The sequence below is a fragment of the Pseudomonas sp. MRSN 12121 genome (genome assembly GCF_000931465.1).
In the GTDB taxonomy this organism is placed as follows: Bacteria; Pseudomonadota; Gammaproteobacteria; order Pseudomonadales; family Pseudomonadaceae; genus Aquipseudomonas.
In genome coordinates, this window is record NZ_CP010892.1 from 2,486,736 (window position 1) to 2,512,714 (window position 25,979).

Annotated in this window: 24 protein-coding genes and 1 tRNA gene; 13 read left to right on the top strand and 12 right to left on the bottom strand. The window is 66.5% G+C overall.

Going from position 1 to position 25,979, the window contains the following annotated elements; translation table 11 throughout:
* Positions 1-50: 50 nt before the first annotated feature.
* Positions 51-851 (bottom strand): DUF4349 domain-containing protein, encoded by an 801-nt coding sequence (locus tag TO66_RS11480; protein ID WP_044462416.1) that lies wholly within the window; start codon positions 849-851, stop codon positions 51-53.
* A 41-nt stretch (positions 852-892) separates the two neighbouring features.
* Positions 893-1,315: an NUDIX hydrolase gene (locus TO66_RS11485; protein ID WP_044462417.1), complete on the bottom strand. Its 423-nt coding sequence runs from the start codon at positions 1,313-1,315 to the stop codon at positions 893-895.
* Positions 1,316-1,463: 148 nt separating this feature from the next.
* Here TO66_RS11485 and TO66_RS11490 point away from each other — a divergent pair, with 148 nt between their 5' ends.
* The gene (locus TO66_RS11490; RefSeq protein WP_044462418.1) at positions 1,464-1,877 is read left to right on the top strand and encodes a PaaI family thioesterase; all 414 of its coding nucleotides are present in this window, start codon (positions 1,464-1,466) and stop codon (positions 1,875-1,877) included.
* Between the two features lie 13 nt (positions 1,878-1,890).
* Here TO66_RS11490 and rtcR read toward each other — a convergent pair whose 3' ends face one another.
* Positions 1,891-3,498: an RNA repair transcriptional activator RtcR gene (gene rtcR, locus TO66_RS11495; protein WP_044462419.1), complete on the bottom strand. Its 1,608-nt coding sequence runs from the start codon at positions 3,496-3,498 to the stop codon at positions 1,891-1,893.
* A gap of 204 nt (positions 3,499-3,702) precedes the next feature.
* Between rtcR and TO66_RS11500 the strand changes: the two genes are divergently transcribed.
* From TO66_RS11500 to TO66_RS11530, 8 genes are all read left to right on the top strand, one after another.
* Complete coding sequence (locus tag TO66_RS11500) at positions 3,703-5,253, top strand: TROVE domain-containing protein (protein WP_044462420.1); 1,551 nt, start codon at positions 3,703-3,705, stop codon at positions 5,251-5,253.
* 429 nt (positions 5,254-5,682) lie between these two features.
* Positions 5,683-5,819 (top strand) — tRNA-OTHER (locus TO66_RS33290).
* 123 nt (positions 5,820-5,942) lie between these two features.
* Entirely contained in the window at positions 5,943-7,169 is a 1,227-nt protein-coding gene (locus TO66_RS11505) for an RtcB family protein (RefSeq protein ID WP_044462421.1), read from the top strand.
* A 4-nt stretch (positions 7,170-7,173) separates the two neighbouring features.
* Positions 7,174-8,517 carry a hypothetical protein gene (locus tag TO66_RS11510; protein WP_044462422.1) on the top strand — a complete coding sequence of 448 codons (1,344 nt, stop codon included), beginning with the start codon at positions 7,174-7,176 and terminating at the stop codon, positions 8,515-8,517.
* A gap of 73 nt (positions 8,518-8,590) precedes the next feature.
* Positions 8,591-9,379 (top strand): nucleotidyltransferase domain-containing protein, encoded by a 789-nt coding sequence (locus tag TO66_RS11515; protein ID WP_044462423.1) that lies wholly within the window; start codon positions 8,591-8,593, stop codon positions 9,377-9,379.
* Positions 9,380-9,387: 8 nt separating this feature from the next.
* Positions 9,388-10,431, top strand: coding sequence for an RNA 3'-terminal phosphate cyclase (rtcA, locus tag TO66_RS11520; RefSeq protein WP_044462424.1), 1,044 nt, complete (start codon positions 9,388-9,390; stop codon positions 10,429-10,431).
* Positions 10,432-10,512: 81 nt separating this feature from the next.
* Positions 10,513-11,142 (top strand): glutathione S-transferase family protein, encoded by a 630-nt coding sequence (locus TO66_RS11525; protein WP_044462425.1) that lies wholly within the window; start codon positions 10,513-10,515, stop codon positions 11,140-11,142.
* Between the two features lie 94 nt (positions 11,143-11,236).
* Positions 11,237-11,530: a DUF3144 domain-containing protein gene (locus TO66_RS11530; protein WP_044462426.1), complete on the top strand. Its 294-nt coding sequence runs from the start codon at positions 11,237-11,239 to the stop codon at positions 11,528-11,530.
* Positions 11,531-11,637: 107 nt separating this feature from the next.
* Here the strand turns inward: TO66_RS11530 and lysA are convergent, their stop codons facing one another.
* Positions 11,638-12,876: a diaminopimelate decarboxylase gene (lysA, locus tag TO66_RS11535; RefSeq protein WP_044462427.1), complete on the bottom strand. Its 1,239-nt coding sequence runs from the start codon at positions 12,874-12,876 to the stop codon at positions 11,638-11,640.
* A 126-nt stretch (positions 12,877-13,002) separates the two neighbouring features.
* Here lysA and TO66_RS11540 point away from each other — a divergent pair, with 126 nt between their 5' ends.
* Positions 13,003-13,923 carry a LysR family transcriptional regulator gene (locus tag TO66_RS11540; RefSeq protein ID WP_044462428.1) on the top strand — a complete coding sequence of 307 codons (921 nt, stop codon included), beginning with the start codon at positions 13,003-13,005 and terminating at the stop codon, positions 13,921-13,923.
* Between the two features lie 75 nt (positions 13,924-13,998).
* The gene (locus TO66_RS11545; protein ID WP_044462429.1) at positions 13,999-15,204 is read left to right on the top strand and encodes an MFS transporter; all 1,206 of its coding nucleotides are present in this window, start codon (positions 13,999-14,001) and stop codon (positions 15,202-15,204) included.
* A gap of 14 nt (positions 15,205-15,218) precedes the next feature.
* Here TO66_RS11545 and TO66_RS11550 read toward each other — a convergent pair whose 3' ends face one another.
* The 4 genes from TO66_RS11550 to TO66_RS11565 all read right to left on the bottom strand — a co-directional run bounded on the left by TO66_RS11550 (position 15,219) and on the right by TO66_RS11565 (position 18,692).
* Entirely contained in the window at positions 15,219-15,827 is a 609-nt protein-coding gene (locus TO66_RS11550; protein WP_044462430.1) for a hypothetical protein, read from the bottom strand.
* Positions 15,828-16,108: 281 nt separating this feature from the next.
* Complete coding sequence (locus TO66_RS11555; RefSeq protein ID WP_044462431.1) at positions 16,109-17,287, bottom strand: acetyl-CoA C-acetyltransferase; 1,179 nt, start codon at positions 17,285-17,287, stop codon at positions 16,109-16,111.
* A 14-nt stretch (positions 17,288-17,301) separates the two neighbouring features.
* On the bottom strand, positions 17,302-17,961 hold the full coding sequence (locus tag TO66_RS11560) for a CoA transferase subunit B (protein ID WP_044462432.1): 660 nt from the start codon (positions 17,959-17,961) through the stop codon (positions 17,302-17,304).
* Between the two features lie 32 nt (positions 17,962-17,993).
* Positions 17,994-18,692 (bottom strand): CoA transferase subunit A, encoded by a 699-nt coding sequence (locus tag TO66_RS11565; RefSeq protein WP_007920583.1) that lies wholly within the window; start codon positions 18,690-18,692, stop codon positions 17,994-17,996.
* A gap of 149 nt (positions 18,693-18,841) precedes the next feature.
* Here TO66_RS11565 and TO66_RS11570 point away from each other — a divergent pair, with 149 nt between their 5' ends.
* A complete protein-coding gene (locus tag TO66_RS11570) occupies positions 18,842-19,747 on the top strand; it encodes a LysR family transcriptional regulator (RefSeq protein ID WP_044462433.1) in 906 nt (301 codons plus the stop codon).
* On the opposite strand, the gene TO66_RS11575 is transcribed toward TO66_RS11570, so the two are convergent.
* The 3 genes from TO66_RS11575 to TO66_RS11585 all read right to left on the bottom strand — a co-directional run bounded on the left by TO66_RS11575 (position 19,744) and on the right by TO66_RS11585 (position 24,173).
* The gene (locus TO66_RS11575) at positions 19,744-20,583 is read right to left on the bottom strand and encodes an NAD-dependent protein deacetylase (RefSeq protein WP_044462434.1); all 840 of its coding nucleotides are present in this window, start codon (positions 20,581-20,583) and stop codon (positions 19,744-19,746) included. The two genes, TO66_RS11570 and TO66_RS11575, sit on opposite strands and share 4 nt — an antisense overlap.
* Positions 20,584-20,692: 109 nt before the next feature.
* Positions 20,693-22,918 (bottom strand): LTA synthase family protein, encoded by a 2,226-nt coding sequence (locus tag TO66_RS11580; protein ID WP_044462435.1) that lies wholly within the window; start codon positions 22,916-22,918, stop codon positions 20,693-20,695.
* A 184-nt stretch (positions 22,919-23,102) separates the two neighbouring features.
* The gene (locus TO66_RS11585; RefSeq protein WP_044462436.1) at positions 23,103-24,173 is read right to left on the bottom strand and encodes an AbrB family transcriptional regulator; all 1,071 of its coding nucleotides are present in this window, start codon (positions 24,171-24,173) and stop codon (positions 23,103-23,105) included.
* Positions 24,174-24,309: 136 nt separating this feature from the next.
* Between TO66_RS11585 and TO66_RS11590 the strand changes: the two genes are divergently transcribed.
* A complete protein-coding gene (locus tag TO66_RS11590; protein ID WP_044462437.1) occupies positions 24,310-25,212 on the top strand; it encodes a LysR family transcriptional regulator in 903 nt (300 codons plus the stop codon).
* 237 nt (positions 25,213-25,449) lie between these two features.
* Here TO66_RS11590 and TO66_RS11595 read toward each other — a convergent pair whose 3' ends face one another.
* Positions 25,450-25,890 carry a CBS domain-containing protein gene (locus tag TO66_RS11595; RefSeq protein ID WP_044462438.1) on the bottom strand — a complete coding sequence of 147 codons (441 nt, stop codon included), beginning with the start codon at positions 25,888-25,890 and terminating at the stop codon, positions 25,450-25,452.
* Positions 25,891-25,979: the final 89 nt, after the last annotated feature.

A 25,979-nucleotide genomic window follows, 5' to 3' on the forward strand; every position in this document is an offset into this window, starting at 1 on the left:
CCGGGCTTTTCGGGTCTTTTCATTGCGCGGCATGGCTGCGCCGCATCACCTCAACGACGGCGCACGAACCGGCGCCACAGCCAGACCCAGATCATCACCAGCGGGAAGGCGAGGATCAGGAATGGCAGCACGTAGCTGCCTTTTTCCAGGGCTTCGGCAGTGCCGTAGGCGAGGTTGTCCAGCAGGTTGTCGAAGGCCCGTTGCAGTTTCGAACCGCGCTGGCTGCTGTCGGTGGGGACGAAGTTCAGGGTCAGGCGGTTGGTGTCGATCCGGCGCTGCTGGCCGGCGGCGGCCTGGGCCAGGGCCTGCAGGTCGTTTTCGATGCTTGCCTGTTCCTTGCTGAGCACGATCAGGTCGCTGACGGTGATGTCCTTGCGCGCGGCCAGCTGGTCCAGGCGTTGTTGCTGGGCCTTGAGCCGTTCCTGCTGGCGCTGCACATCGGCCACGGCGTCGGCCAGGTCTTCGGCGCTGGTGATGCGCTGGCCGATTTCGGCGCCCTGGGCGGCCAGCCCGACTATCGGTTCGACGCCATCGGGCACGATGCGCAGGATCGCCTGGGCACGGCGTTCGCCCTGTTCCAGGCGCAGGATGTTGCAGGCGCCGAACCGGGCGCTTTCGCAGGCTTCGCGGGTGGCATTCAGGCGGTCGGCGATCTGCGCCGAGGGCAGCGACAGGGTCAGCTCATGTTCGTAGGCCAGCTGCGCCCCGGCCTTGCCCTGGGCACCGCCGATCGCCACCGAGGACGAGCGCTCGCTGGGCGAACAGGCGGCCAGCAGGCTGCTGAGCAGGAGGCAGGCAAGGATGCCTGGGCGATGGGTGCCTGTGTAATGGGTCGTGCGGTCCTGATGCATGGTTTCTCCTTGATGTGGGTAAGCGGTTGCTGGCCGCGCTGTCAGAGCAGCTCAAGCAGGCCTTGCGGATAGACGTTCAGGCGTTGCTCGCGGATCCGTTGCAGGCTGATCCAGCGCACCTTGAACCGGTGGCCGCTGGTTTCGACCCCTTCGAGTTCGGGCGCGGCATACAGGCGCGGATCGACCAGGCGCGCTTCATGGATAAAGACGATTTCATGGCCGGGGGTACCATCGAACACGAACAGGTTTTCCAGCACGCCCAGCAGCTCGAGGTCCTGGATCTCGGCGCCGATCTCTTCGAGCACTTCGCGTCGGGCGGCGTTGGCCGCCGTCTCGCCAAAGTCGATGCCGCCACCGACCGGCATCAGGTAGTGCTCGTTCTTGCCGGGGTCGAAACCTTCGGCCAGCAGCAACTGCTCGCCCTGGCGAAAGACGCACACGGATTTGGCTCGGATGGTTGGCATGGCCCTAGGTCCTTCTGGGTTGCGGGGGGATGTCGCGGCTTATCGCGGCAGATTTGCCGCACTGATCTCGATAGTCGCGCCGCGGATTGTGGATTAAACCTGGGTCCACCGCGCTGCGCGGCCGCCATCATACAAGCAAGGTGCCCTCATGACTGATTTTCCATTGCCCGAAGGCTACGTCCCGCTATCGCGCAGCAGCCCGCTGCTGGAACTGATCGGCCCGGTCTATTGCCGGGGCCACGGCTTGCAGCTGGAGATCGGCCTGCGCGCCGACGGCCGCCACGCCAACGGTCGCGGCACCGTGCACGGCGGCATTCTCGCGACCCTGGCCGATATCGGCATGGGCTACGCCATGGCGTTCGCCAGCGACCCGCCGCTGGCGCTGATCACCGCCAGCATGCACCTGGACTACCTGGGTGCGGTGCAGGTCGGCGAGTGGATCGACGTGCGCCTGGAGCACGCCAAGCGCGGCCGGCAGATGGCCTTCGCCACCGTGACCCTGCAGGTCGGCGAGCGGGTGGTGGCCCGGGCCAACGCGGTGTTCGCGGTGCCGGCGGGTTGAGGGGCGTCGCCGCTCACTGCGCCTGCGCCACCAACTGCTTCCACTCCAGCCCGAAGCGCGCCAGGTATTTGCGCAGGCGGTCGGCGTCGTTGGCCTGGGCCTTGGTCTGGCGCGAGACGCCGAACAGTTTGCGTCCGGCATCGGACAGGCTGTCCGCCTGGCGACAGACCTCGATCACCGCCTGCAACTGCAGGCGGTCGAACAGGTCGAGTTCGACGCTGTCGCCCAGCAGCGCGCCCAGCGAGTCCTGTTCCCGGCTCAAGCCCCAGGCATAACGCAGGCGCTGGATTTCTTCCTCGACCTGGGCTTCGTCGATGCGCCCGCTGTCGGCCAGGGTGCCCATTCGGGTGATGGACGCCGACAGTTCGCGGAAGTTGCCCAGCCAGGCGGCCTCGCTGGAGCTGGCGAAGGCCAGGTAACGGCGCCGTGCCTCCAGGTTGAAGCGCACCAGTTGCCCTTGCTCCCGGGCGTGGCGCTCCAGCTCGAAGTCGATGTTCGGCTCGATGTCTTCGCGGCGTCCCGCCAGCCCCGGGAGGTTGAAGGTCCAGAGGTTGATCCGCGCATACAAGTCTTCGCGGAACAGCCCCTCGGCGACCCGGCCCCGCAGGTCGCGGTGGGTGCCGGCGATGATCAGGAAGTCGCTGGCGACCTCCTGGTCCGAACCCATGGGGAAGAAGCGCTTCTCCTCGATGGCCTTGAGCAGCATCGCCTGTTCGTCGAGGCCCAGTTCGCCGATCTCGTCGAGAAACAGCATGCCGCCGTCCGCCGCCCGCAGCAGGCCGTCGCGGGCGTTCTGGGCGCCGGTGAAGGCGCCCTTGATATGGCCGAACAGCGCCGACATGGCGCCGTCGCCGCGCAGGGTGGCGCAGTTGACTTCGACAAAGCGCCCCTGGACCTGATGCCGGCCGCGCTTGAGCTCATAGATACGCCGGGCCAGGAACGACTTGCCGGCGCCGGTGGGGCCGATCAGCAGCATCGGCGCCCTGGAGCGCTCGGCCACCCGCTCGATCTGTTCGATGGAGCGGTTGAACGCGGCGTTGCGGGTGGCGATCCCGGACTTGAGGAAGGCCAGGCCCTCCAGGCGCTTGTGGGCGAAACGCGAGGCGATGCGGTCGTAGCGCGACAGGTCGAGATCGATCAGCGCGTGGGTGCCGGTGGCGTGTTGTTCCGGGTCGTGGCGCCGGGCCGGCGAGGTCTGGATCAGCCGGGCCGGCAGGTAGCGCGCCTCGGTCAGCAGGAACCAGCAGATCTGCGCCACATGGGTGCCGGTGGTGATGTGCACCAGGTAATCCTCGCGCTCGGTGTCGAACGGGTAGGCGCTGGTGAAGTCGTGCAGGGCCGCGTACACCTCTTCGAAATCCCAGGGGTTCTTCAGGCCCATGGGGTGCAGGCGCACCTCGGTCTCGGGCGACACCTGGCGGATATCGTCGGCTACCCGCTGGGCCAGGCCGACGTCCCGGGCGTCCAGGCCGTGGATCAGCTCCAGGCGCTGGATCAGCACATCCTGCTGCTGGCACAGGCCGACGCTGGGGCGCCAGTGGTTCCAGCGGTTGGCGCCCTTGCCCACGCGGTCGAGGGTGGAGCCGACAAAGCCTATGGCGACCGTAGGTTTGTTTGTCATCTTTATACCTTGAGATAAAAGGCGATAAGCAAGGATATAAAATTATCGCGGGTTTTGTCTTGAAAGGCCGTTCATGAAAATCTGATAAAAAATAAATTCATTTAAAATCAATAAGTTAAAAAATAATTTTGCCAGAAAAACAAAACTGGCACAGCGGCTGCAATATCTCTGGCAACGAACGAGACAACAGAGCGAGACGCCAAGATGGCCAACTTCCAGCTGTTCAACACCCGCCAGGCAGCAGCGCCAGCCAGCGACACCCTGAACGCTTCCCGGGCACCGGCTTACGCCTACAACGCCAAGCACCGCCTGGCCCAGCTGGTGGTGACCGGTTGCCTGAACTCGACCTTCTACACCTCGCCCGAAGGCCAGCTGGAAGCGGTGCTGCAACTGGTGAGCGAACTGGACAGCCGCTTCGTCGCCCAGGCCGCTCGGTACGCTCGGCAACAGGGCCACATGAAAGACATGCCGGCCTTGCTGTTGGCCGCGCTGACCGCGCAGCGCTCGGCCCTGGTGCCGGAGCTGTTCGCCCAGGTGGTGGACAACGGCAAGATGCTGCGCAACTACGTGCAGATCCTGCGCAGCGGCGTGACCGGGCGTAAATCCCTGGGTTCGCAGCCCAAGCGCCTGGTGCAGAACTGGTTGAACAGCGCCACCGAGCGTCAGCTATTGCAGGCCGCGGTGGGTAACCAGCCGTCGCTGGCGGACCTGGTGAAGATGGTCCACCCCAAGCCGAGCGAGGCCTGGCGCGAAGCCTTCTTCGCCTGGTTGATCGGCAAGCCGGTGGATGCGCAGGCATTGCCCGAACTGACCCGCGCCTTGCTGGCCTTTCGCAGCGGTGCGACCACGCAAGTGCCGCCGGTGCCGTTCCAGCTGCTGGGTAACGAAACCCTGAGCGGCGAGCAATGGGCGGAGCAGGCGCGCAACATGGGCTGGCAGGGGCTGCGCATGAACCTCAACACCCTGGCCCGCCACGGCGCGTTCCAGGTGCCGGGCTGCGCCGAGTATGTGGCGGCGCGGCTGGCGGATGCCGCCGAGGTGGCCAAGGCCCGGGTCTACCCGTACCAGTTGCTGGCGGCCTACCGCATGGCCGGCGACGAGGTGCCGCAGGTGGTGCGCGAGGCGTTGCAGGATGCCCTGGAACTGTCCCTGGCCAATGTGCCGGCGCTGCCGGGGAACGTGGTGGTGTGCCCGGATGTCTCGGGGTCGATGCACAGCCCGGTCACCGGCTATCGCCAGGGCGCGACCACGGCGGTACGTTGCATCGATGTGGCGGCGCTGGTGGCGGCAGCCGTGTTGCGCAAGCAGCCGGCGGCGCGCGTCATGCCCTTCGAGGTCGGGGTGGTGGATATCCGCCTCAACCCTCGGGACAGCGTGATGAGCAACGCGCAGAAACTGGCGGCCATCGGCGGTGGCGGGACCAACTGCTCGGCGCCCCTGGCACAGCTGGCCAATGCCAAGTGCAAGGTGGATACCCTGATCCTGGTCTCGGACAACGAGTCGTGGATCGATGCGCGGCGCCACGGGGCGACCGAGACCCTGCGCCAGTGGGAGCGGATCAAGGCCATCAACCCGCAGGCGCGGCTGGTGTGCATCGATATGCAGCCCGGGGCGACCACCCAGGCGCCGGACCGCGCGGACATCCTCAACGTCGGCGGCTTCAGCGACGCGGTGTTCGACGTGATCCAGCAGTTCACCGCGGGCAACTACGGTGCGCAGCATTGGGTCAAGGCCATCGAGGCGCTGGCGCCCTGAGCGGCAAAAGATGAGATAAACCGTGCGCCGGCGAGCCGGCGCACGTCGATGATGTTTGATCATTGGCCCCGAATGCCGCCGTGACTACCTCCAAAGACGTCTCGGCAGATCTTGTCTGGGCCTGTGAAGGCACGAATGCCAGTGGCTGTACCTCCTGGTTGGGCCGGTTCGAATCCGGCAATCAGTCACTACTGTTGTCGTGCCACCTTTTTTGCTTTTGCGACGAATGCGGGTGGAACTACATCCAAGGTTCGAGGTGCGGGTTCGAGTCCCGCCGGTGCCCGGAAAAGGCACCGTGGTTCAATGGTCAGAGCACGAGTGCACTGTTCCACCAACCCTTGTCGTCGCCTCTTTTTTCCCGCCTTGGCGGGGTGGCAGCGAATGCCACGGGTACTACATGGTGTCGCGGGTTCGAGCCCCGCCAGCCGCAAGGCTGTAGCTCAGTCGGTAGAGCGAATGTGCCCGTTCCCTTGTCGCTGCCCGCAGGCCAGGCCTGCACCGATTGACCCGGCGAATGCCGGTGGAACTACAGGACAGCGTGGTCGCGGGTTCGATTCCCGCCAACCGCAAGGGGCTAGCTCAGTGGTAGAGCGCGCTGCATGTTCCGCCTTCACTGGTCGCCGTTTACGCCGCGCTGTCGGTCACCGAACAAGGTCGAATTGTCGACCACAGAAGAAAGAGCCAAGAACATGGAACACAAGACCTGGCAACTGCTGGAAGTCGCCAACGGCAAGCCGATCAAGATGTGGACCCAGGGCGTGCCCGTGGAAAACGAAGCCCGCCAGCAGCTGATGAATACCGCGAAGATGCCGTTCATCTTCAAGCACCTGGCGGTGATGCCCGACGTGCACCTGGGCAAGGGTTCGACCATCGGCAGCGTGATCCCGACCCTGGGCGCGATCATTCCCGCGGCCGTCGGCGTGGATATCGGCTGCGGCATGATCGCCGCCCGCACCTCGCTGACGGCGGCGGACCTGCCGGACAACCTGCACGGCCTGCGCTGCGCCATTGAAAGTGCCGTGCCCCATGGGCGTACCGCGCCGCGCAGCGGCCGCGACAAGGGCGCCTGGGGCGAGGTGCCGCAGCAGGCCGACCGGGTCTGGGCGACCTTGCATCCGCGCTTCAAGGCGATCACCGACAAGTACCCGGCGCTGGCCAAGAGCAACAACCGCCAGCACCTGGGAACGCTCGGTGGCGGCAACCACTTCATCGAAGTCTGCCTGGATGAAGCCAACCGGGTCTGGTTCATGCTGCACAGCGGTTCCCGTGGCGTGGGTAACGCGATCGGCAACCTGTTCATCCAGCTGGCCCAGGCGGATATGCGCCAGCACATCGCCGATCTGCCACACCGGGATCTGGCGTATTTCAAGGAAGGTAGCCGGCACTTCGACGATTACGTCGAAGCCGTGGGCTGGGCCCAGGACTTCGCCCGGCAGAACCGCGAGTTGATGATGCAGGCGGTGATCCAGGCCACCCGCCAGGTGATCCGCAAACCCTTCGAGGTGGCGCTGGAGGCGGTGAACTGCCACCACAACTACGTGCAGAAGGAGCGTCATTTCGGTGAGGAGGTGCTGGTGACCCGCAAGGGCGCGGTGTCGGCGCAAAAGGGCGAGCTGGGGATCATCCCGGGGTCGATGGGGGCCAAGAGCTTCATCGTCCGCGGCCTGGGCAACGAGGAGGCGTTCTGCTCCTGCAGCCATGGGGCCGGGCGCACCATGAGCCGCACCAAGGCCAAGGACACCTTCACCCTGGCCGACCAGATCCGCGCCACCGCCCATGTGGAATGCCGCAAGGACACGGCGGTGATCGATGAAATCCCGATGGCCTACAAGGACATCGACCAAGTCATGCACGCCCAGCGCGAGCTGGTGGAAGTGCTGCACACCCTGCGTCAGGTAGTGTGCGTAAAGGGGTAGAGCGATGTACGACAGGGAAGCACTGATAGCGGTCCCGCCCAGCTGGCATGACCAGTTGAGCGATTACGAAGCCCGCCGCGTGCGGGAGGTGATGGACTCACTGGACAGGCACAGTGCCTGGCTGGAACTGAGCCGCTTCGGCAACGGTTTTGTGCGGCAGGCGGCGGTACGCGGGTTGGCCGTGCAGCCTTCGGCAGAGGCCCTGGCCGCTTTGCTGGAGCGCCTCAACGATTGGGTGCCCCAGGTCCGCCAGGAGGCCGCTGCGGCCGTCGAGGGTTATCTGGTGCCGGAGCATGCGGGCCTGCTGTTGCAGAACCTGGTGCCGCTGCTGACCCTGGCCGGCAAGCAGCGTGCGGACCATGGCGCCACCCTGGCCAGGGCCCGCTCGGTGTTGCAACTGCCCCAGGTCCGGGCTGAGGTCGAACGTGCCTTTGGCGCGTCTTTGGGCAAGGCGGCGCGTTTTGTCTTCGAGCTGTTGCTGGAAGGCGCGCCAGACCGTGCCGGGTTGCTGGCGATGGCGTTGCGGCACCGGGATGTCAGTGTCCAGCAGATGGCGGTGGATGCCTGTGCCGGGTTGCCCGGCGGGCAGGCGGTGCCGTTGCTGGAGGAGGTGCTGCAGCGCTGCAGCGCCAGCGTTCGGGTCAAGGCTCTGCGGCTGTTGTTGCCGTTGCTGGCCGACCCCGGCGCGCCTCTGCGCCAGGGGTTGCTCGACCCTTCGGCAGCCATGCGTTGCCTGGCACTCTGGGCGGCCCCGCGGTATGGGCTGGACCCGCACGCAGTGCTGCAGGCCCGGTTGCTCGAGCCGGCGCCGCGGAACAAGCGTGGATGGCTGGGCCTGCTGGGGCTGGTCAAGGAACTGCAGGAGCTCCGGGCCGACGCCATGGTGCAACAGGCCCTGGCCTCGCCGGCGCCGAGCGTGCGTCTGCTGGCACTGCAGGTCCTCGACGAGCGGGGCCCGTCCGAGCAGCTCGCGGCCCTGGACGACCCGGCGGACAAGGTCTTCAACGCTGCCCTGAGCCTGTTGCACAGGCAGCCGTGGGCGGTGTTCGAGCCGGCCCTGGAGCAGCGTCTGGACCAGCATTGGCATGCGCTGCCAGCAGCGCGTCGCCAGGCCATGCTGGGGCTCAAGCCCGGTTGGCGCCAGGTGCAATACCTGCTGCATCGCCTGGATCGGGCGGACAGTGACGCCGGCTACTGGCGCGAGACCCTGGCCCGTTGGTGCGATGCCCGCTATGTGATGTTCGACCCGGTGACTCCCAAGCCTGTGCGCGAGCAGCTGGCGCAGCGGTTACGGGTCATGGAAGAGGCCGGCGAACTGCCGCCGGGGTCGGTCAAGCGCCTGCTGTGAACAAGATTGCAGGTGGACGATCAGGCAAGCGTTGCCGGTGCCGGCGACCACCGATTGAAAAGGACAAGGAACAATGCAACACCATGAACCCCACCCGCTGGACAGCGCGATGCGCGAGCGGGTACTGAGCGAGCTGGCGCGGATCGAGCGCGAGCGCAATGTGCGGGTGCTGTATGCCTGCGAATCCGGTAGCCGGGCCTGGGGCTTCGCCTCCACCGACAGCGATTACGACGTGCGTTTCGTCTATGTGGAAAAGCCCGAGTGGTTCATCCAGGTGGACCCCGGTCGGGATGTGATTGAGCGTCCCCTGGACGACGAGCTGGACGTCAGCGGCTGGGAGCTGCGCAAGACCCTCGGGCTGTTGCGCAAGTCCAACCCGACCCTGCTGGAGTGGCTGGATTCGCCCCTGGTGTATCGCAGTGAGCCGGCGGCCACCGCGCGCCTGCGCGAGCTGGCCGAGGCGTTCTACAGCCCGCCGGCGGCGCGCAATCATTATCTGTCGATGGCCAGGAAGAATTTTCGCGGTTATCTGCAAGGCGACAGCGTGCGCTTCAAGAAGTACTTCTACGTGCTCCGGCCGTTGCTGGCGGTGCGCTGGATCGATCAGGGCCGCGGCCGGCCGCCGATGACCTTCGCCGAGCTGCTGGACACTGTCGACCATCGGCCGCTGCTGGACGAAGTGGATGAGTTGCTGGCCTTGAAGCGCAATGCCGACGAGTCCGCCTACGGGCCACGGCGAACGGCGCTGCATGCCTTTATCGCCGCCGAACTGGAACGCCCGGTGCCGAAGCTGCCGCGCACCCATCAAGACAATGCGTGGCTGGACGCCTACTTGCGAGAAACCGTCCGGCACTACGCCTGAGGAGCCTCATGAAACAGGACGTCATCGAACTGGACGGCGCCATCGGCGGCGGCCAGGTACTGCGCAGTGCCCTGAGCTTGTCGATGCTCACCGGCAAAACCCTGCGGATTCACAACATACGGGCCCGGCGCGCCCGCCCGGGGCTGCTGCGCCAGCACCTGACCGCGGTACAGGCGGCCGCGCAGATCAGCGGGGCCAGGGTCCTGGGCGCCGAGCTGGGTTCCCGGGCGCTGACCTTCGAGCCGGGGCCGATTCGCGGCGGCGACTACCGCTTCGCCATCGGCACCGCCGGCAGCTGCACCCTGGTGTTGCAGACGCTGCTGCCGGCCTTGCTCCAGGCGCCGCAGCCGAGCCGCGTGAGCATCAGCGGCGGCACCCACAACCCCCTGGCGCCGCCGGTGGATTTCCTCCAGCAGGCTTGGCTGCCGCTACTGCGGCGCATGGGTGCACGGGTGGAATTGCAACTGCTGCGCCACGGTTTCGTTCCCGCTGGCGGCGGTGAGCTGGAGGCGTTCATCCAGCCGTCGACGCTGCACCCTTTGCACCTGGAACAGCGTGGCGCCGTGCTCGGACGCCGGGCCTGGGCCTTGAGTGCCGGCTTGCCCGCGCATGTGGCGGAACGCGAGTTGCAGCGGGTTGGCCAGCGCCTGGATCTGCCGGCGGAACACCTGAGCCCGGTGCATCTGGAGGAACAATGTGGCCCGGGCAACGTGTTATTGCTGGCGTTCGCCTGCGAGCACCTGACCGAAGTGTTCAGCGGTTTCGGCCAGAGCAGCCAGCGCGCGGAAAGCGTGGCCGACGGTGCCATCGACCAGGCCCGGGACTGGCTGGACTCCGGCGTCGCAGTAGCGGAGCACCTGGCCGATCAACTGCTGCTACCCATGGCCCTGGCCGGTGGTGGAAGCTTCACCACCCCACGCATGAGCGAGCACCTGCAAAGCAATATCCGGGTGATCGAGGCGTTTTTGCCGGTGCGTATCGACTGTTCGGCGCACTCCCGGGAAGTCCTGCGGGTCGAGGTTCTGCCAATCGCCCCCTGGCGTCTAAGCTAGCGCCTTGCGGATTTCCAGCAGGGAAGTGAACGAGCGGCGCAGTTCGCCGGTCGCAAGATGCAGTCAACCGAGGAAATGCTCATGTATCAGCTTTATGGGTCCCAGGGCTCCGGCTCGGCGATTGTCGAGATCGCCCTCGAACAGTGCCAGGTGCCGTATCGCATCGTCGAAGCCGCGTCCTGGAAGCCATCGCCCGGGGCCGACGAGCTGGCGCGGCTCAACCCCTTGCAGCAGATTCCAACCCTGCAACTGCCCGATGGCAGCGTATTGACCGAGAGCGCGGCGATCCTGATCGAGCTGGGCTTGCGGCACCCGCGGTCGGCGCTGCTGCCCGAGGATGAGGCGGCCCGCGCGCAGGCCATTCGCGGGCTGGTGTATATCGCCGCCAACTGTTACTCGGCGATCGGCATCATCGATTACCCGGAGCGCTGGCTGCAGGACGCCGACGAGTCGGCGAGGGCGCGCTTGCGCGACTCGGTCCGTGAGCGCCTGCATTATCACTGGAAGCTGTTCGCCGATCAGTTTTCGGCCTGCTTGTATGCCAGCGGATCCCCCTTGGCGGCCCTGGATTTCCAGGCGGCGGTGGTGTCGCGCTGGTCCGGCGCGCGCGACTGTCTGCGGCGCGAGCGGCCCGGCTTCTGCGACGTGCTGGAGCGGATCGACCGCCATCCGCAGGTCGCGCCGGTGCTGGCGCGGCACTGGCCGGACTGAACGCGGCAGGCCCCGGGCGAGAAAAGCCTTCTAGGCTCGGGCCCCGGGCTCTATATACTCGCCGGCTTTACGTTCATTTCCGGGAGGGCCCGCCGTGGCCGACGAAGCAGATCAGGATTTCTACAACCGTGCCGACGCCATCATCGAACTGGCCAATGCCCATATCGGCGACAGCAGCCGCGGCAAGGCCAGCGCTTCGCTGATGTACGCCAACTCGCGTTTCGCCGCCTGGGTCAGCGCCTGCGGTTGTCGCGATGCGGCGGAACTGGCGGCCAACAAGCAACAGGCCGTGGACTATTTCGTCAACGAGTTCCGCCTGATGCTGGAAGAGAACCTGACCGACTACATCGAGAATTTCGGCGTCTACATGACGCGTCAGGACAGCTGAAAAGCATCGCGGGCAAGCTCCGCTCCTACAGAAGTTCACTGTCTTCTTCTGTAGGAGCGGAGCTTGCCCGCGATAGCGTCAGTGGCATCGCCGCCCAACAAGCCGGCTTACAACCCCATCTCCAACTCCAGCAGATCCGCCAGCGGCTGGCGGCGGCGGATCAGTTTCGCCTGCCCATCCTCGAACAGCACCTCCGGCAGCAGCGGCCGGCTGTTGTAGTTGGAGGACATGCTGGCGCCATAGGCGCCGGTGTCGTGGATCACCAGCAGGTCGCCGACCCGGGCCTGGGGCAGCAGTTGTGGGGTCAGGCTGTCGTCGTCCTGGGTGAAGATATCGCCGGATTCGCACAGCGGGCCGCCGACCACCGTGGGTCGCCGTTCCCGCTGTACCGCCTGGCCGTCGGCGTCGATCAGGCTCATGGCGTGGTAGGCACCGTACATGGCCGGGCGCATCAGGTCGTTGAAGCCGGTGTCGGCCAGGACGAAGTGATGGTTGCCCGCGTCCTTCACCACCCGCACTTCGCTGACCAGGCAGCCGGCCTCGGCCACCAGGAAGCGCCCGGGTTCGATTTCCATGCGCACGCCATGGCCGAGCCAGGCTTCGATTTCCTCGCGGGCCTGGCGCCAGGCATTGGCGTAGCGGCGCACATCCACCGGCTCGTCGCCGGCGCGGTAGGGGGTGGACAGGCCGCCGCCGATGGAGAAGGCCTCGATGTCGTGGTCCAGGGACTTGACCGCCGCCACCATGGCCGCGCCGACCTGCTCCAGGTGGCCGTAGTCCACCCCGGAGCCGATGTGCATGTGCAGGCCCACCAGTTTCAGGCCGTACTGGCGGATCACCGCCAGGGCTTCACCGACCTGCTCGTGCCAGATGCCGTGCTTGCTGTTTTCCCCGCCGGTGTTGGTCTTGCGGCTGTGGCCGTGGCCGAAGCCCGGGTTGATCCGCAGCCACACCCGGTGCCCCGGGGATTTCTCGCCGAGCTGGCGCAGCATGTCGATGGAGCCGGCATTGACCTCGATATTCAGCTCGACCACCCGTTGCAGGGTGGCGCTGTCGAACAGGTCGCAGGTGAAGACGATGCCCGCAGGCGACCCCTCGGGGCTGAAGCCGGCCAGCAGCGCGCGTTCGATTTCCCCCAGGGACACCGCGTCCACCCGCACCCCGGCCTCGCGGATCAGGCGCAGCACGTGCAGGTTGGAGCAGGCTTTCTGTGCGTAGCGCACCACGTCGAAGGCTTTCAGTTGCTGGATGCGCACCTTGATGGTCCGCGCGTCGTAGCACCACAGCGGGGTGCCGTACTGGCGAGCGGCGGCGGTCAGTTGTTCGGGAGAAAAGGGAATGGCCATGGCAATCGTCTGTGGGCGGGAAAGAGGCCTGCATGATGCCGAGGGGCGGATATTCAATAAAATATCTATTCTTTAGCTATCGATTCAGTTTTGATATGGGGCGTTTTAAGCAGAAGGAGCCGGGCAGTGGACATTTCCCTGCGGCACATCGAGGTATTCCGCGCCATCATGCAGGCCGGCAGCGTCACCGGCGCGGCGCGCCTGCTGTTCACCTCGCAGCCCACGGTCAGCCGCGAGCTGGCGCGCCTGGAGAGCCTCTCTGGGTTGAGTCTGTTCGACCGCGAGGGCGGCCGCCTGCTGCCCACGGCCCAGGCGATGCTGTTGCTCGAAGAGGTGGAGCGCGCCTATGTCGGCCTGGAGCGGATCAACAGCGTGGCGCAGTCGATCCGCCGTTTCGAGCACGGCCAGTTGAGCCTGACCTGCCTGCCGCTGTTTTCCCAGACCCTGCTGCCGCGGGTGTGCAAGCACTTCCAGCAACGGCATGCCGGTATCGGCCTGAGCATCACCGCCCAGGAATCGCCCTTGCTGGAGGAGTCCCTGAGCGCCCAGCGCCATGACCTGGGCCTGACCGAAAGCGAGCACCTGCCCCGGGGCACCCAGGGCGAACTGCTGTTCAGCGCCGACATGGTGTGCATCCTGCCGGAAGGGCATCCGCTGCTGGCCCGGCCGCGGTTGCGCAGCGAGGACTTTCGCGGGGTGGACTTCATCAACCTGTCCGGCCTGGACATCTATCGCCAGACCCTCGACGAGCACTTTCGCCAGGCGGGCGTCGACCGCCGGGTGGTGATCGAAACCACCAACGCCGCCTCGGTCTGTGCCATGGTGCGCCAGCAGCTGGGGGTGGCGATCATCAACCCGCTGAGCGCCATGGAGGAGGCGGGCAGGGGCCTGGCGATCCGCCCGTTGCAACTGTCGGTGCCGTATCGGGTGATGCTGATCCGCCCGGATTACCGGCCTTCGTCGATTTTCGTCGAGGCCTTCTGCGCCTCCCTGAAGCAGGAAGCCGCGTTGCTGGCCGCCGCCCTCGAGCAGCGGCTGCGGGAATGAGGGCGGCGCGGCCGCCGTTGCGTGCCCGGGCCTGAAACGCCCGGGATCGGTTGTTCACCTTGAGGGATATCTGTCATGTCGGAGCCTGTCATTCGCGATACCGCCCAGCCCGCGAGCCGCGGCATTCCGCGCACCGTCTGGGCGCTGGGCTTCGTCAGCCTGTTCATGGACCTGTCTTCGGAACTGGTGCACAGCCTGTTGCCGGTGTACATGGTCGGCACGCTGGGGGTCAGCATGCTGATGGTCGGCATCATCGAGGGCGTGGCGGAGGCCACGGCGCTGATCGTGAAAGTCTTTTCCGGCGCGCTCAGCGACTTCATCGGCCGGCGCAAGGGCCTGTTGCTGCTGGGCTACGGCCTGGCGGCGCTGACCAAGCCGCTGTTCCCGCTGGCGTCCTCGGCGGACCTGGTGTTCGGCGCGCGCCTGCTGGACCGCATCGGCAAGGGCATCCGCGGCGCGCCCCGGGATGCCCTGGTGGCGGATGTGGCGCCCCCGGAGATCCGCGGCGCCTGCTTCGGCCTGCGCCAGTCGATGGACACGGTCGGGGCGTTTCTCGGGCCGATCCTGGCCATCGGCCTGATGCTGGTGCTGGCCAACGATATCTCCCAGGTGCTGTGGCTGGCGGTGATCCCCGCGGCGATCGCCGTGGCCCTGCTGGTCTTCGGCATTCGCGAGCCCGGGCATGAGGCCCGGCCCAGGGGGTTCCGCTCGCCGCTGAGCTGGGCCTCGCTGGGGCGTTTCTCCTCGGCCTACTGGTGGGTGGTGGGCATCGGCGCGGCCTTCACCCTGGCGCGCTTCAGCGAGGCGTTCCTGATCCTGCGGGCCCAGCAACTGGGCTTTTCGGCCACCTGGGTGCCGCTGGTGATGGTGGTCATGGCCGGCTTCTACATGGTCTCGGCCTATCCGGTCGGCAAATGGTCGGATCGTGTCAGCCGCACGGCCTTGCTCAGTGTCGGCTTGCTGTTGCTGATCGGCGCCGACCTGGTGCTGGCCCAGGCGCAGTCGGTGCCCATGGTGCTGCTCGGCGTCGCCCTGTGGGGCCTGCACATGGGCTTCAGCCAGGGCATCCTCGCCACGCTGGTGGCCGACACCACGCCCGCCGATCTCAAGGGCACCGCCTTCGGCGTGTTCAACCTGCTGAGCGGGCTGGCCCTGCTGCTGGCCAGCGTGATCGCCGGCTGGCTGTGGCAGGCCCATGGCGCGGCGCTGGCGTTCTACACGGGGGCGGGGTTTGCGGCGTTGTCGCTGTTGTTGCTGATGGCCAAGCCGAAGTCGCAGTGACAGGCCGCCGGTGCTTACTGCTCGGCCCCTGTCTTGGCGGGGGTGTCGGGCTGGTCGGCCGACAGGCTCCAGACGATGGAGGTCAGGATCCCCAGGTCCAGCAGCAGGGCCTGTGAGCGCAGGACCTTGCGCAAGGCCGGGTAGTCGGCCCGGGTCGCCTTGAAACTGGATTTTTCCAGGACATAGAGATGGCGGGTCACTGCCTTGACCGCCAGCTCGGCCAGTTCCTTTTCGGTGGTGGGCCTGGCGATGTCCATCTCCTTCAAGCGCTCCTGGAATGCGGCAAGGGCGTCTTGGTCCCGGTCGTCTCCGGGCGGGTAGGCGATCTTTCGGTCGGGCGCGATCTCGCTGACGTTCTTGAACAGGGCGATGGACTCGTTGAAGTGTTGCAGGGCCGCGGCCTTGGCTTCGGTGGCATGGGGGGCGTCCTTGAGTTCGAGATACATCAGCATTTCGTGGGATTTCTGAAACCCGCGGTGCAGCTCGGCGCCGGCATTGGCCGAGAGTTTCTCGAGTTCTTTGCGGTTCGCGTCGAAGGACGGGCCGGCCATGGCCTGGAGGCTGACCAGCCCGGCCAGGCATAGCGCCACGCCTGCGCGGAACAGGGGGTGGATCAGGCGCATGTTCTGCTCCTCGTTATCGGGTTACAGGCACCGCGATCGACAGCCTGCGCACGGCGTGGGGCTGTTTCAGTCGTGAGTCAGTGGATGGTCAGGGTGGGAAATACAGGGGCTGGCCAGCCGCATGAGTTGAATGTAGCTGACGGCGAGGGGGCTGCCAGTGGTGGCCGTTCGGCGGTTGCCGGGCCAGGAAGGAGCCCGGCGCACGAGACCGTGCGCCGGGGGTGTTGCCGGCCGGCCGGCGGATGTCGTGGGTCCGAAGGCCGGTCGGGGAACGCGGTGGGTTAGCGCTCGATGGCCAGCGCCACGCCCTGGCCGCCGCCGATGCACAGGGTGGCGAGGCCTTTCTTGGCGTCGCGCTTGAGCATTTCGTGCAGCAGGGTCACCAGCACCCGGCAGCCCGAGGCGCCGATCGGGTGGCCGAGGGCGATGGCGCCGCCGTTGACGTTGACCTTGCTCGCGTCCCAGCCCAGCTCCTGGCCCACCGACAGCGCCTGGGCGGCGAAGGCTTCGTTGGCTTCGATCAGGTCCAGTTGGTCCAGGGACCAGCCGGCCTTGTCCAGGCAGCGGCGGGTGGCGGAAACCGGACCGATGCCCATGATCGCCGGGTCGACCCCGGCGTTGGCGTAGGCGGCGATTGTCGCCAGCACCGGCAGGCCCAGGGCCTTGGCCTTGGCGGCGCTCATCAGGATCACCGCGGCGGCGCCGTCGTTCAGCGACGAGGCGTTGCCGGCGGTGACCGTGCCGTCTTTCTTGAATGCCGGCTTGAGCTTGCCCAGGGCTTCGGCGGTGGTGCCGGCGCGCGGCTGCTCGTCGGTGGCGAAGGCCACGGGGTCGCCCTTGCGCTGGGGAATCAGGATCGGGGTGATCTCGTCGACGAAGCGCCCGCCCTCGATGGCGGCCACAGCTTTCTGCTGCGAAGCGGCGGCGAAGGCGTCCTGGGCTTCGCGGCTGATGCCGTACTTGTCCACCAGGTTCTCGGCGGTGATGCCCATGTGGTAGTCGTTGAAGGCGTCCCACAGGCCGTCGCTGATCATGGTGTCGATGAGCTGGCTGTGGCCCATGCGCAGGCCGGTGCGGGCGCCGGGCAGCACGTAGTTGGCGAGGCTCATGTTCTCCTGGCCGCCGGCGATGATCACCTCGGCGTCGCCGCAACGGATGGCCTGGGCGCCCAGGTGCAGGGCCTTGAGGCCGGAGCCGCAGACCTTGTTCAGGGTCAGCGCGGGCACGGCGTGGGGCAGGCCGGCCTTGATCGCGGCCTGGCGCGCGGGGTTCTGCCCGGCGCCGGCGGTGAGCACCTGGCCCATGATCACTTCATCGACCTGGGCGCCGTCGAGGCCGGTCTGGGCCAATAGTTGGCGGATCACCGCGGCACCCAGATCGACCGCGGGAATGTTCGCCAGCGAACCCTGGAAACTGCCGACCGCGGTGCGGGTGGCGGCAACGATTACGACGTCTTGCATGGTCTGGTTGCTCCTCAGGCGAACTGCATTTCAGGGACGTGGGCCGGCACGATCAGCTTGCCGGCGGTCTTGCTGACGATTTCCTCGACGCTCACTCCCGGTGCGCGCTCCTTGAGGATGAACGCGCCGTTCTCGATCTCCAGGTAAGCCAGGTCGGTCAGCACGCGCTTGATGCAGTTGGCGCCGGTCAGCGGCAGGCTGCAGCGTGGCAGCAGTTTCGACTCGCCGTCTTTCGAGGCGTGGGTCATGGTGACGATGATGTTTTCCGCGCCGGCCACCAGGTCCATGGCGCCGCCCATGCCCTTGACCAGCTTGCCGGGGATCATCCAGGAGGCGATGTTGCCCTGCACGTCGACCTCGAAGGCGCCGAGCACGGTGAGGTCGATATGGCCGCCGCGGATCATCGCGAAGGATTCGGCGGACGAGAAGATCGAGGCGCCGATGCGCGCGGTGACGGTCTGCTTGCCGGCATTGATCATGTCGGCGTCGACTTCGTCTTCGGTGGGGAAGGCGCCCATGCCGAGCAGGCCGTTTTCCGATTGCAGCATCACTTCCATGCCGTCGGGGATGTAGTTGGCCACCAGGGTCGGAATGCCGATGCCGAGGTTCACGTAGAAGCCGTCCTGCAGTTCGCGGGCGACGCGTTGAGCCATTTGTTCGCGGGTAAGAGCCATTTTTTATTCTCCGTCAGTCGTTGGGCGGGCGATTACTTGCGCACGGTGCGCTGTTCGATACGTTTTTCGAACGTGCCGCAAATGATCCGGTCGACGTAGATGCCGGGGGTGTGGATCTGCGTCGGGTCCAGTTCGCCCGGCTCGACGATCTCCTCGACCTCGACCACGGTGATCTTGCCGGCGGTGGCCGCCAGCGGGTTGAAGTTCTGCGCGGTGTGGCGGTAGACCACGTTGCCGAAGTGGTCGGCCTTCCAGCCCTTGACGATGGCGAAGTCGCCAGTGATGGACTCTTCCATCAGGTAGGCGCGGCCGTTGAATTCACGGGTTTCCTTGCCGTCGGCGACCGGGGTGCCGACGCCGGTGGCGGTGAAGAAGGCCGGGATGCCGGCGCCGCCGGCGCGCATTTTTTCCGCCAGGGTGCCTTGCGGGGTCAGCACCACTTCGATTTCGCCGCTCAGCAGCTGCTTCTCGAACAGGGCGTTTTCACCGACGTAAGAGGCGACCACCTTGCTGATCTGCCGGTCTTCCAGCAGCACGCCCAGGCCGAAACCGTCGACGCCGCAGTTGTTGGAAACCACGGTCAGGTCGCGGGTGCCGCGACGCTTGATCTCGGCGATCAGGTTCTCCGGGATGCCGCACAGGCCGAAGCCGCCGGAAATCACGGTCATGCCGTCCTTGAGGCCTTCGAGGGCTTCCTCGTAGGACGCTACGCGCTTGTCGAAACCTGCCATCTGCACATCCTCTTGTTCTTGGTATTTGCCTGGCCAGCCGGCTGACGGGCCGTTTGAGCAGCAGTGTTGCGCCGGCACATTCATTTGTTAAGTTGATTTTTAAGGTTGATTGATAGATAAAACTCAACAGTCTATGTCGAGGGCAGCCCATGACCGTCAAACAGATCCGTGCCTTCCTGGCCGTGGCCCAGAGCCTGAGTTTCGCCGTGGCCTGCGAGCGCCTGCACCTGTCGCAGTCGGCCCTGAGCCTGACCATCAAGGCCCTGGAGGATGGCCTGGGCGGGCGGCTGTTCAGCCGCAACACGCGCAACGTCGCCCTGACCCCGGAAGGCGAGGCCCTGGTGCCCCTGGCGCGGCGCCTGATCGCCGACTGGGACAACGCCGAGGACGAACTGCGCCAGCGCTTCACCCTGCAACGCGGGCGGGTGACCCTGGCGGCCATGCCGTCGTTCGCCGGCAACCTGCTGCCGCCGATCCTCAGGACTTTTCGCGCGCGCTACCCGCAGGTCAATGTCACGGTCAACGACGTGATCAACGAGCAGGTGCTGGAGATGGTCCGCGACCGCCAGGTGGAATTGGGCGTGGCCTTCGAGCCGCAGCAAAGCGCCTCGCTGCACTTCACCCCGCTGTACATCGACCGCTTCGTGGCCGTGGTGCCCAGCGACTCGCCCCTGGCGGCGCTGGCGGACATCGGCTGGCAGTCGCTGCTGGAGCAGCCCTTCATCACCCTGCAACGGCCGTCCACGGTGCGGGTGATGCTCGAAGAGCATCTGCGCAAACGGCAGATGAACCTGCCGGTGGCGTTCGAAAGCCATCAGTTGGCGACTGTGGGACGGATGGTCGCCAGCGGCCTGGGCGTGAGCGCGGTGCCGGCCCTGTGCGCCGGGCAGATGCGCGAGCTGGGCGCGCACTGCATCACCTTGCGCGACCCGGTGGTGGAACGTGCCATCGGCGTGCTGACCAAGCCCGGGCACGAACTGTCGAGCGCGGCCCAGGCGTTGTTCGATATTTTGCGCGGGGCCGGACTGGCCGAGCGCCTGGCGGTCGCTCCCTAGGCCCCCAGGCGTTCGGCCAGCAGCGGCAACAGCTGCTCGCAGGAGGCGGCGATCTTCAGGTCCAGCAGATCGTCGGCGCGGGTCTTGCCGACGTTGATGGCGATCAGCGGCTTGCCTTGCTCGACCACGGCCTTGCATAGGCGGAAGGCCGAATAGGCCATCAGCGACGATCCCACCACCAGCAGGCCGGCGGCCTGCTCCACGCTGCGCAGGGCCTTGGCGGCAGTGGCCGGGGCCACGTTCTCGCCGAAGAACACCACGTCCGGCTTCAGCCGCTCGCCGTCGCAATGGGGGCAGCGCGGCACCTGGAAACGCTCCTCGAACGCCGGGTCTAGCAGGGTATCGCCGTCGGGGGCCTGCACCGCGTCGACGCCGGTCATATAAGGGTTGTGCAGCTCCAGCAGGCGCTGGATCGCCTGGCGCTCGCTGGACTGCGCGCAATCCAGGCAGGTCACCCGGTGCAGGCTGCCATGCAGTTCGATCACGTCCTGGCTGCCGGCCTGGTCGTGCAGGGTGTCGACGTTCTGGGTGATCAGCCCGGCGATCTGCTGCCGCGCCTGCAAATGCGCCAGGGCCGCATGGGCCGCGTTGGGCCGGGCCTCGCGGATCCGCGGCCAGCCGAGCATCGCCCGGGCCCAGTAGCGGCGCCGGGCGCTGGGGTCGGCGAGGAACTCCTGGTACATCATCGGTTGCTTGCCGCGCCGTACGCCGTCGTTGTCGCGGTAGTCGGGAATGCCCGAAGGGGTGCTGATGCCGGCGCCGGTGAGGACCATGAAAGGGCGCTCGGCCAGCAGTCGGTGCAGTTGTTCCAGAGGGGTGTCCAGGGTGTCGGTCATCTCAATCCTCATGCTCGGGCCATGGTGCGACGAGGGCCTGACTTGTGCCTGGCGAGGATTCTAGACAAGAGCGCCGGGCGGCGGTATGGCCGCCCGGCGTCATGCTGGCTCAGGAGGACTGGGGGTTGTCGTCCTGGGGTTCTTCGCTGGTTTCTTCCTGCCCCGGCAATTCGGTGATCACGCTGAAGTCGCTGACTTCCACCGCGCCCAGGCCGTAGCCCAGCAGGTGGAAGGAGAAGGCCTTGCGCGGTTCCGGGTTGGCGAAGCTGAAGTCCATCTCCAGCGGCTGATCGGGTGTGACCAGCATTTCGTCCGGCAGGCCCAGGGCCACATCCTGCTCGCGTTCCTTGCCCTTGAGCAGGATATAGGCGTTCTGTTGCGGGTCGGCGGAGCGCACGGTGAAGCGCACGCGGGTCAGCGAGCCCTTGGGCATTTCCAGGTATTGCGCGCCGATCAGGTTGTCGGCCCAGTCATCCTTGATCTGCGCTTGCAGCGGGATGATCGCCGGGCTGCCGAACTGGTAGTGCAGGTTCAGCGGCGATTGCAGCAGGGTGCGGTCCAGGCCCTCGGCCCGGGCGCTGATCTGGCGCGCGCGCAGGCCGCCGTACTGGCCCTTGAAGGTGGCGCTGTCGGCGATGAAGCCGGGGCTCGAGTAGTAGCGGCAGCGCTGTTGGAAATCGCACTCGGTCAGGGTGCCCTGGCCATCGTGATAACGCAGCTTGCCGTTGGTGTAGGACATGATTTCCCGGCCCAGCGCGTAGTCGCGCAGCAGCGAACGGCCGCTGAGGCTGGCCGCGGGCTCGAAGCCGAAGTAGTCGAGCACCGAGGCGCTCAGGTCGACATGGCCGTAGGTGCCGGATTTGATTTTCGGCAGTTGCGCCTGCTCCGGGGCGAGCATCAGGTTGAAGCCCCAGGACGAGGCCAGGCGCACGCCGTCGATGCCGTGGGATTCGTCGGAGGTGATGATCACCAGGGTGTCTTTCAGCACGCCCTGGCGTTCCAGCGCGTCCAGGAACGGGCCGATGGCGTCGTCCAGGTAGGCCACGGCGGCCTGCTTGGGCGTGTCGAAGCGTTCCAGGTAGGCCTCGGGCGCGGAGTAGGGCTGGTGGGTGCCGACGGTCAGCAGGGTGAGCATCCAGGGCTTCTTCTGCTTTTTCAGCTGGCCGACATAGTCCAGCGCGCCTTCGAAGAAGGCCTTGTCGTCCTTGCCCCAGGGGAATTCCAGGTAGTTGGCGTTGCTGAACCACTCCAGGCCGTGGGTCGCGTCGAAGCCGATGTGCGGCATGATCTTGTCTTTGGCCATGAAGCGCAGGCCGGCGCCTTGCAGGTAATGGGTGGCGAAGCCGTGCTGGCGCAATTGCGCGGGCAGGCAGGCCTGGTTGCGCTGGTTCTGGGTCAGCAGCTCGATGCCCTTGGGCGTGCCGTTGTCGAGTTTGTCGTAGTCACCGCAGAGCATGGCGTACAGGCCGCGAATGGTCTGGTGGCTGTGCAGCACGTAGTCCGGGGTGTTCATGCCGCGTTCGGCCCAGGCGCTGAGCCGGGGCATGAGGTTTTCCCGGTAGTGGCTGTGCAGGGCCTCGCGGTTGGGCTGGATATAGGCGCCGGGAATGCCTTCCAGGGCAATCAGCAGTACGTTGCGCGCCTGGCCCGGGCCGGCCAGCAGCGGCTCGCCGTCGAGGTCGAGCTGGGTCAGCCCGGCCATCTGCACCGGCAACTCGGGCACATCGCCTTCCAGCCAGTCTTCCACCTGGATCTGCGCCTGGCCCGTGGCGGTCGCCAGGGCCTGGTGGGGCAGGTTGAACAGCTGCCATTGATCGGCGTCGCTGGGTTTCAGGTACTGCACGGTGCCGTGCACCAGCAACAGCACCACCGGCGCCGCCCAGCTGTGGCGCGGCAAGGCCGGCAGTTGTGCCCTGCGGCCGCGACGCTGCACGCCCAGCCACAACGCCAGCCCCAGCAGCAGCGCCAGGCCCAGCCAGGGGTGCGCCAGGCCGCCCCCGGTGGAGTTGCCGACGAATTGCGGGTCCACCAGGTAATGCAGGTCGGCGATGTTCGGCATGCGCCCCACGGCGCTCACTAGTTCGGCGCTGACCAGGGTCAACAGGCTCCAGACCAGCAGCACCGGCAGGGCCAGCCACCAGGGGCGGCGGTACAGCAGCACGGTGAGCAGGCTGGCGCTGGCCAGGTCGGACAGGTAGCCCAGCGGGTTGGACCAGCCCAAGGCGAGGCGGGCGCCCATGGGCACCAGCAACAACAGGCCGAACAGGGCGCAGAGAGGGGCGAGAGGGTGTTGTAGGCAACGACGGATCAACTTCACGGATAACCTGCCTGTCATCAAGGCTTCACACAAATGTGCGCAATGGTAACAAGGGCAGGCGGCAAGACGTTTCTTATTCTTCGGGAGCGCAGCCGTCCGGGCCGCCGCAGAGCCCCCTCGAGGCCTCTATCCGGTGCCGGGACGCGGGCTGGAGGCTGCCGGATTTACTATTTCAGCGTGTTAACAGGCGCGGCTGCGGCGCTCAGCTCGACCATTTGATGATCAGCCGGGCGAAAAAGGCGCCGCTGACGATCACCGCGAACAGCCGCAGGGTCTGCATGGCCAGGACCAGGCCGACGTCGGCGTGGGTGTCCACCGCGATGATGGTCATGGAATCCAGGCCGCCGGGGCTGGTGGCCAGGTAGACCGAGAGGAAGTCCTTGTCCATCCAGTGGGCCAGCAGCCAGGCCGACAGCGCGCACAGGGCGATCAGCAGCACCGCGCCGAAAATCATCGCCGGCAGCCGGCTCCATACGTAGCGCAGGGTCGGCCGGTCGAAGCGCAGGCCGACGTAGCAGCCGATGGCGCCGTAGGCCAGGGCCAGCAGCCAGCCGGGCAGGGTGATGTGCAGCAGCCCGGAGATCTGCAGGGCGCCGCCGATCAGCAGTGGCACCAGCAGCGCGCCGGCCGGCACCCGCGAGCCGAGCAGCACGCCGAGCACCAGGGTGCCCAGGGTCAGGCCGAGGTTGAGCAGGGTGAAGCCCTGCAGGGTGATCGGGGTGCTGTGCGCCGCGCTGCCGCCGGCCGGGACGCCGATCCAGTGGCTGGCCAGGGCGCCGATCATCACCACGCACACCACCCGCACGTACTGCATGGTGGCCACGACCCGCGCATCGGCACCGAAATCGTCGGCCATCGCCACCATGGCCGAGGCCGCCCCTGGCGCGGTGCCCCAGGCCGCGGTGCTCGGTGGCAGGCCGCCGAGGCGCACCAGCGCCAGCCCGACCAGGGCGCTGATGCAGACGGTGAGCAGGGTGGCGAACAGCATCACCTGCCAGGACTGCGCCATCGACGCCAGTACCGCGAAGGTCATGGAGTGGGCGGCGAGCATGCCTACCGAACCCTGGCCCAGGCGGAAGGCCAGGCGCGGCACGCGCAGGCAGGCGCCGCTGACGCCGAAACCGATGGCCACCAGCATCGGCCCGAGAAACTGCCCGGCGGGTACTTCGAAATGTTTCAGCGACTGCCCGGCGGCGCCGGCGAGAATCAGCAGGGCCAGCCATTGCAGGGGTACGGGCCAGGTAGACAGGGACAAACGCGAGGGACGGGGCAAGGGGCATTCTCCGACGACGCTGGCCGTTCCTGTTGCGGGACCGTTGTCACCAGCGCTTCGGGGCAAATTATTGATAGCGCGATTGATCAAGTCCAGTTTCTAATTGTGATCAACCAATAACTGCGGTTTATCGATTATGGACCTGCGCGACCTGACCTATTTCGAAACCATCGCCGAGCTGGGCCATCTCGGGCGCGCCGCGCAGAAGCTCAATCGCAGCCAGCCGGCGCTGACCAAAAGCATCCAGCGCCTGGAGGAATCCTTCGGCACCAAGCTGTTCGAGCGCGAGGGGCGGCGGATCAAGCTGACGGCGGTGGGCGAGCTGCTGCAACAGCGCGCCCGGCAGTTGCAGCAGAACATCGCCGAGACCCACCGCGAGGTGCGCGACTTCGCCAGCGGCGTGCTCGGCAATATCCGCCTGGGCTGTGCGGCGAGCATGGCCGAGCACCTGCTGCCGCAGATGACCGCGACCCTGCTCGAACATGCGCCCGACATCACCCTGAACCTGGTGATCGGCCAGGACGACCTGCTGCGCGAATCGCTGCGTTCCGGGCGCCTGGACATGGTGATCTGCCCGTTGTCCGAGGGCGATCCGCAACTGCTGCACCATGTCTTGTTCGAGGACGAGGCGGTGGTGGTGGCGAGCCGCGAGCACCCGCTGTTCGACGCGCCGATCCGCCTGCGCGACCTGTGCGACTACCGCTGGGTGTTGCCGGGTACCGGGGTTTCGGCCCGGCGCTGGATCGACAACGTGTTCCAGAGCCACAAGCTGCCCCTGCCTTCGGTGCAGATCGAGACCAACACCATTTCCCTGTTGCCACGGCTGATCGCCAGGACCGGACTGCTGAGTTTCCTGGCCCGGGAAACCCTGGACGACTTCAAGGGCAGCGCGCACCTGCGGGAAGTGCCGCTGGCGCAAACCCGCATGCATCGCAGCATCGTGGTCCTGGTCCGGGCCGAAGGCTACCTGTCGCCGGCGGCACAGTTCCTGCTGGATTTGCTCAAGCGTGATGGCCGGGGGTTCTTTACCGCCGGGTGAATCTCGCGGGACTGGCTGGGCACCGCCGGCCCTTGTAGGAGCGAAGCTTGCTCGCGATCAAGCCAGACGGTATTCCTACGCAGTGGTCGTAAAAACTGCGCACGCGGTTTGCCTGGCATTACGCGTTGGACGCCACGGCGCCGGCTTTGCCGGCTATCGCGAGCAAGCTTCGCTCCTACAGGGATATGTGCCGATGAGGGGATGTAGCCGCCAGAAGGCGGCTACCAGGGAGAGGGCTCACTCGCCGCGGATGTACTGTTCCAGCTGGCGGATCAGGTCGGCCTGGGCGGCGATGGCTTCCTTGACCAGGTCGCCGATCGACAGCAGGCCCAGCAATTCGCCGTTCTCCACCACCGGCAGGTGGCGCAGGTGGCTGTCGGTCATGATGCCCATGCAGGTTTCCACGCTCTGGTGCGAGTCCACGGTAATCACCGGCGAGCTCATGATCGCGCTGACCGGCGTGCCCACCGAGGAGCGACCGTGCAGCACCAGTTTGCGCGCGTAGTCGCGCTCGCTGATGACCCCGACCACCTTGCCGTTTTCCAGCACCGGCAGGGCGCCGACGTTCTTCTCGGCCATCAGCATCAGCGCCTCGAGCACCATCTGGTGCGGTGCGATGGTGTGCACTTGCTGGTTGTGCTTGGCCTTCAATTTCAGTAATTCAGCGACGCTCTTCATGGGGCGCTCCTTGTTGTGCCTGGGACGGTCTGGCGCCGCTCCAAAGGGGTTCCTACAGAATCGTAGAGAGTGAACGAAGGGGCAAGGTT

Excerpts from the sequence above, each read along its gene's own strand:
- TO66_RS11480 (WP_044462416.1), bottom strand. The coding sequence starts at position 851 with ATGCATCAGGACCGCACGACCCATTACACAGGCACCCATCGCCCAGGC.
- TO66_RS11485 (WP_044462417.1), bottom strand. The coding sequence starts at position 1,315 with ATGCCAACCATCCGAGCCAAATCCGTGTGCGTCTTTCGCCAGGGCGAG.
- TO66_RS11490 (WP_044462418.1), top strand. The coding sequence starts at position 1,464 with ATGACTGATTTTCCATTGCCCGAAGGCTACGTCCCGCTATCGCGCAGC.
- rtcR (WP_044462419.1), bottom strand. The coding sequence starts at position 3,498 with ATGACAAACAAACCTACGGTCGCCATAGGCTTTGTCGGCTCCACCCTC.
- TO66_RS11500 (WP_044462420.1), top strand. The coding sequence starts at position 3,703 with ATGGCCAACTTCCAGCTGTTCAACACCCGCCAGGCAGCAGCGCCAGCC.
- TO66_RS11505 (WP_044462421.1), top strand. The coding sequence starts at position 5,943 with ATGGAACACAAGACCTGGCAACTGCTGGAAGTCGCCAACGGCAAGCCG.
- TO66_RS11510 (WP_044462422.1), top strand. The coding sequence starts at position 7,174 with ATGTACGACAGGGAAGCACTGATAGCGGTCCCGCCCAGCTGGCATGAC.
- TO66_RS11515 (WP_044462423.1), top strand. The coding sequence starts at position 8,591 with ATGCAACACCATGAACCCCACCCGCTGGACAGCGCGATGCGCGAGCGG.
- rtcA (WP_044462424.1), top strand. The coding sequence starts at position 9,388 with ATGAAACAGGACGTCATCGAACTGGACGGCGCCATCGGCGGCGGCCAG.
- TO66_RS11525 (WP_044462425.1), top strand. The coding sequence starts at position 10,513 with ATGTATCAGCTTTATGGGTCCCAGGGCTCCGGCTCGGCGATTGTCGAG.
- lysA (WP_044462427.1), bottom strand. The coding sequence starts at position 12,876 with ATGGCCATTCCCTTTTCTCCCGAACAACTGACCGCCGCCGCTCGCCAG.
- TO66_RS11545 (WP_044462429.1), top strand. The coding sequence starts at position 13,999 with ATGTCGGAGCCTGTCATTCGCGATACCGCCCAGCCCGCGAGCCGCGGC.
- TO66_RS11550 (WP_044462430.1), bottom strand. The coding sequence starts at position 15,827 with ATGCGCCTGATCCACCCCCTGTTCCGCGCAGGCGTGGCGCTATGCCTG.
- TO66_RS11555 (WP_044462431.1), bottom strand. The coding sequence starts at position 17,287 with ATGCAAGACGTCGTAATCGTTGCCGCCACCCGCACCGCGGTCGGCAGT.
- TO66_RS11560 (WP_044462432.1), bottom strand. The coding sequence starts at position 17,961 with ATGGCTCTTACCCGCGAACAAATGGCTCAACGCGTCGCCCGCGAACTG.
- TO66_RS11565 (WP_007920583.1), bottom strand. The coding sequence starts at position 18,692 with ATGGCAGGTTTCGACAAGCGCGTAGCGTCCTACGAGGAAGCCCTCGAA.
- TO66_RS11570 (WP_044462433.1), top strand. The coding sequence starts at position 18,842 with ATGACCGTCAAACAGATCCGTGCCTTCCTGGCCGTGGCCCAGAGCCTG.
- TO66_RS11575 (WP_044462434.1), bottom strand. The coding sequence starts at position 20,583 with ATGACCGACACCCTGGACACCCCTCTGGAACAACTGCACCGACTGCTG.
- TO66_RS11580 (WP_044462435.1), bottom strand. The coding sequence starts at position 22,918 with ATGACAGGCAGGTTATCCGTGAAGTTGATCCGTCGTTGCCTACAACAC.
- TO66_RS11590 (WP_044462437.1), top strand. The coding sequence starts at position 24,310 with ATGGACCTGCGCGACCTGACCTATTTCGAAACCATCGCCGAGCTGGGC.
- TO66_RS11595 (WP_044462438.1), bottom strand. The coding sequence starts at position 25,890 with ATGAAGAGCGTCGCTGAATTACTGAAATTGAAGGCCAAGCACAACCAG.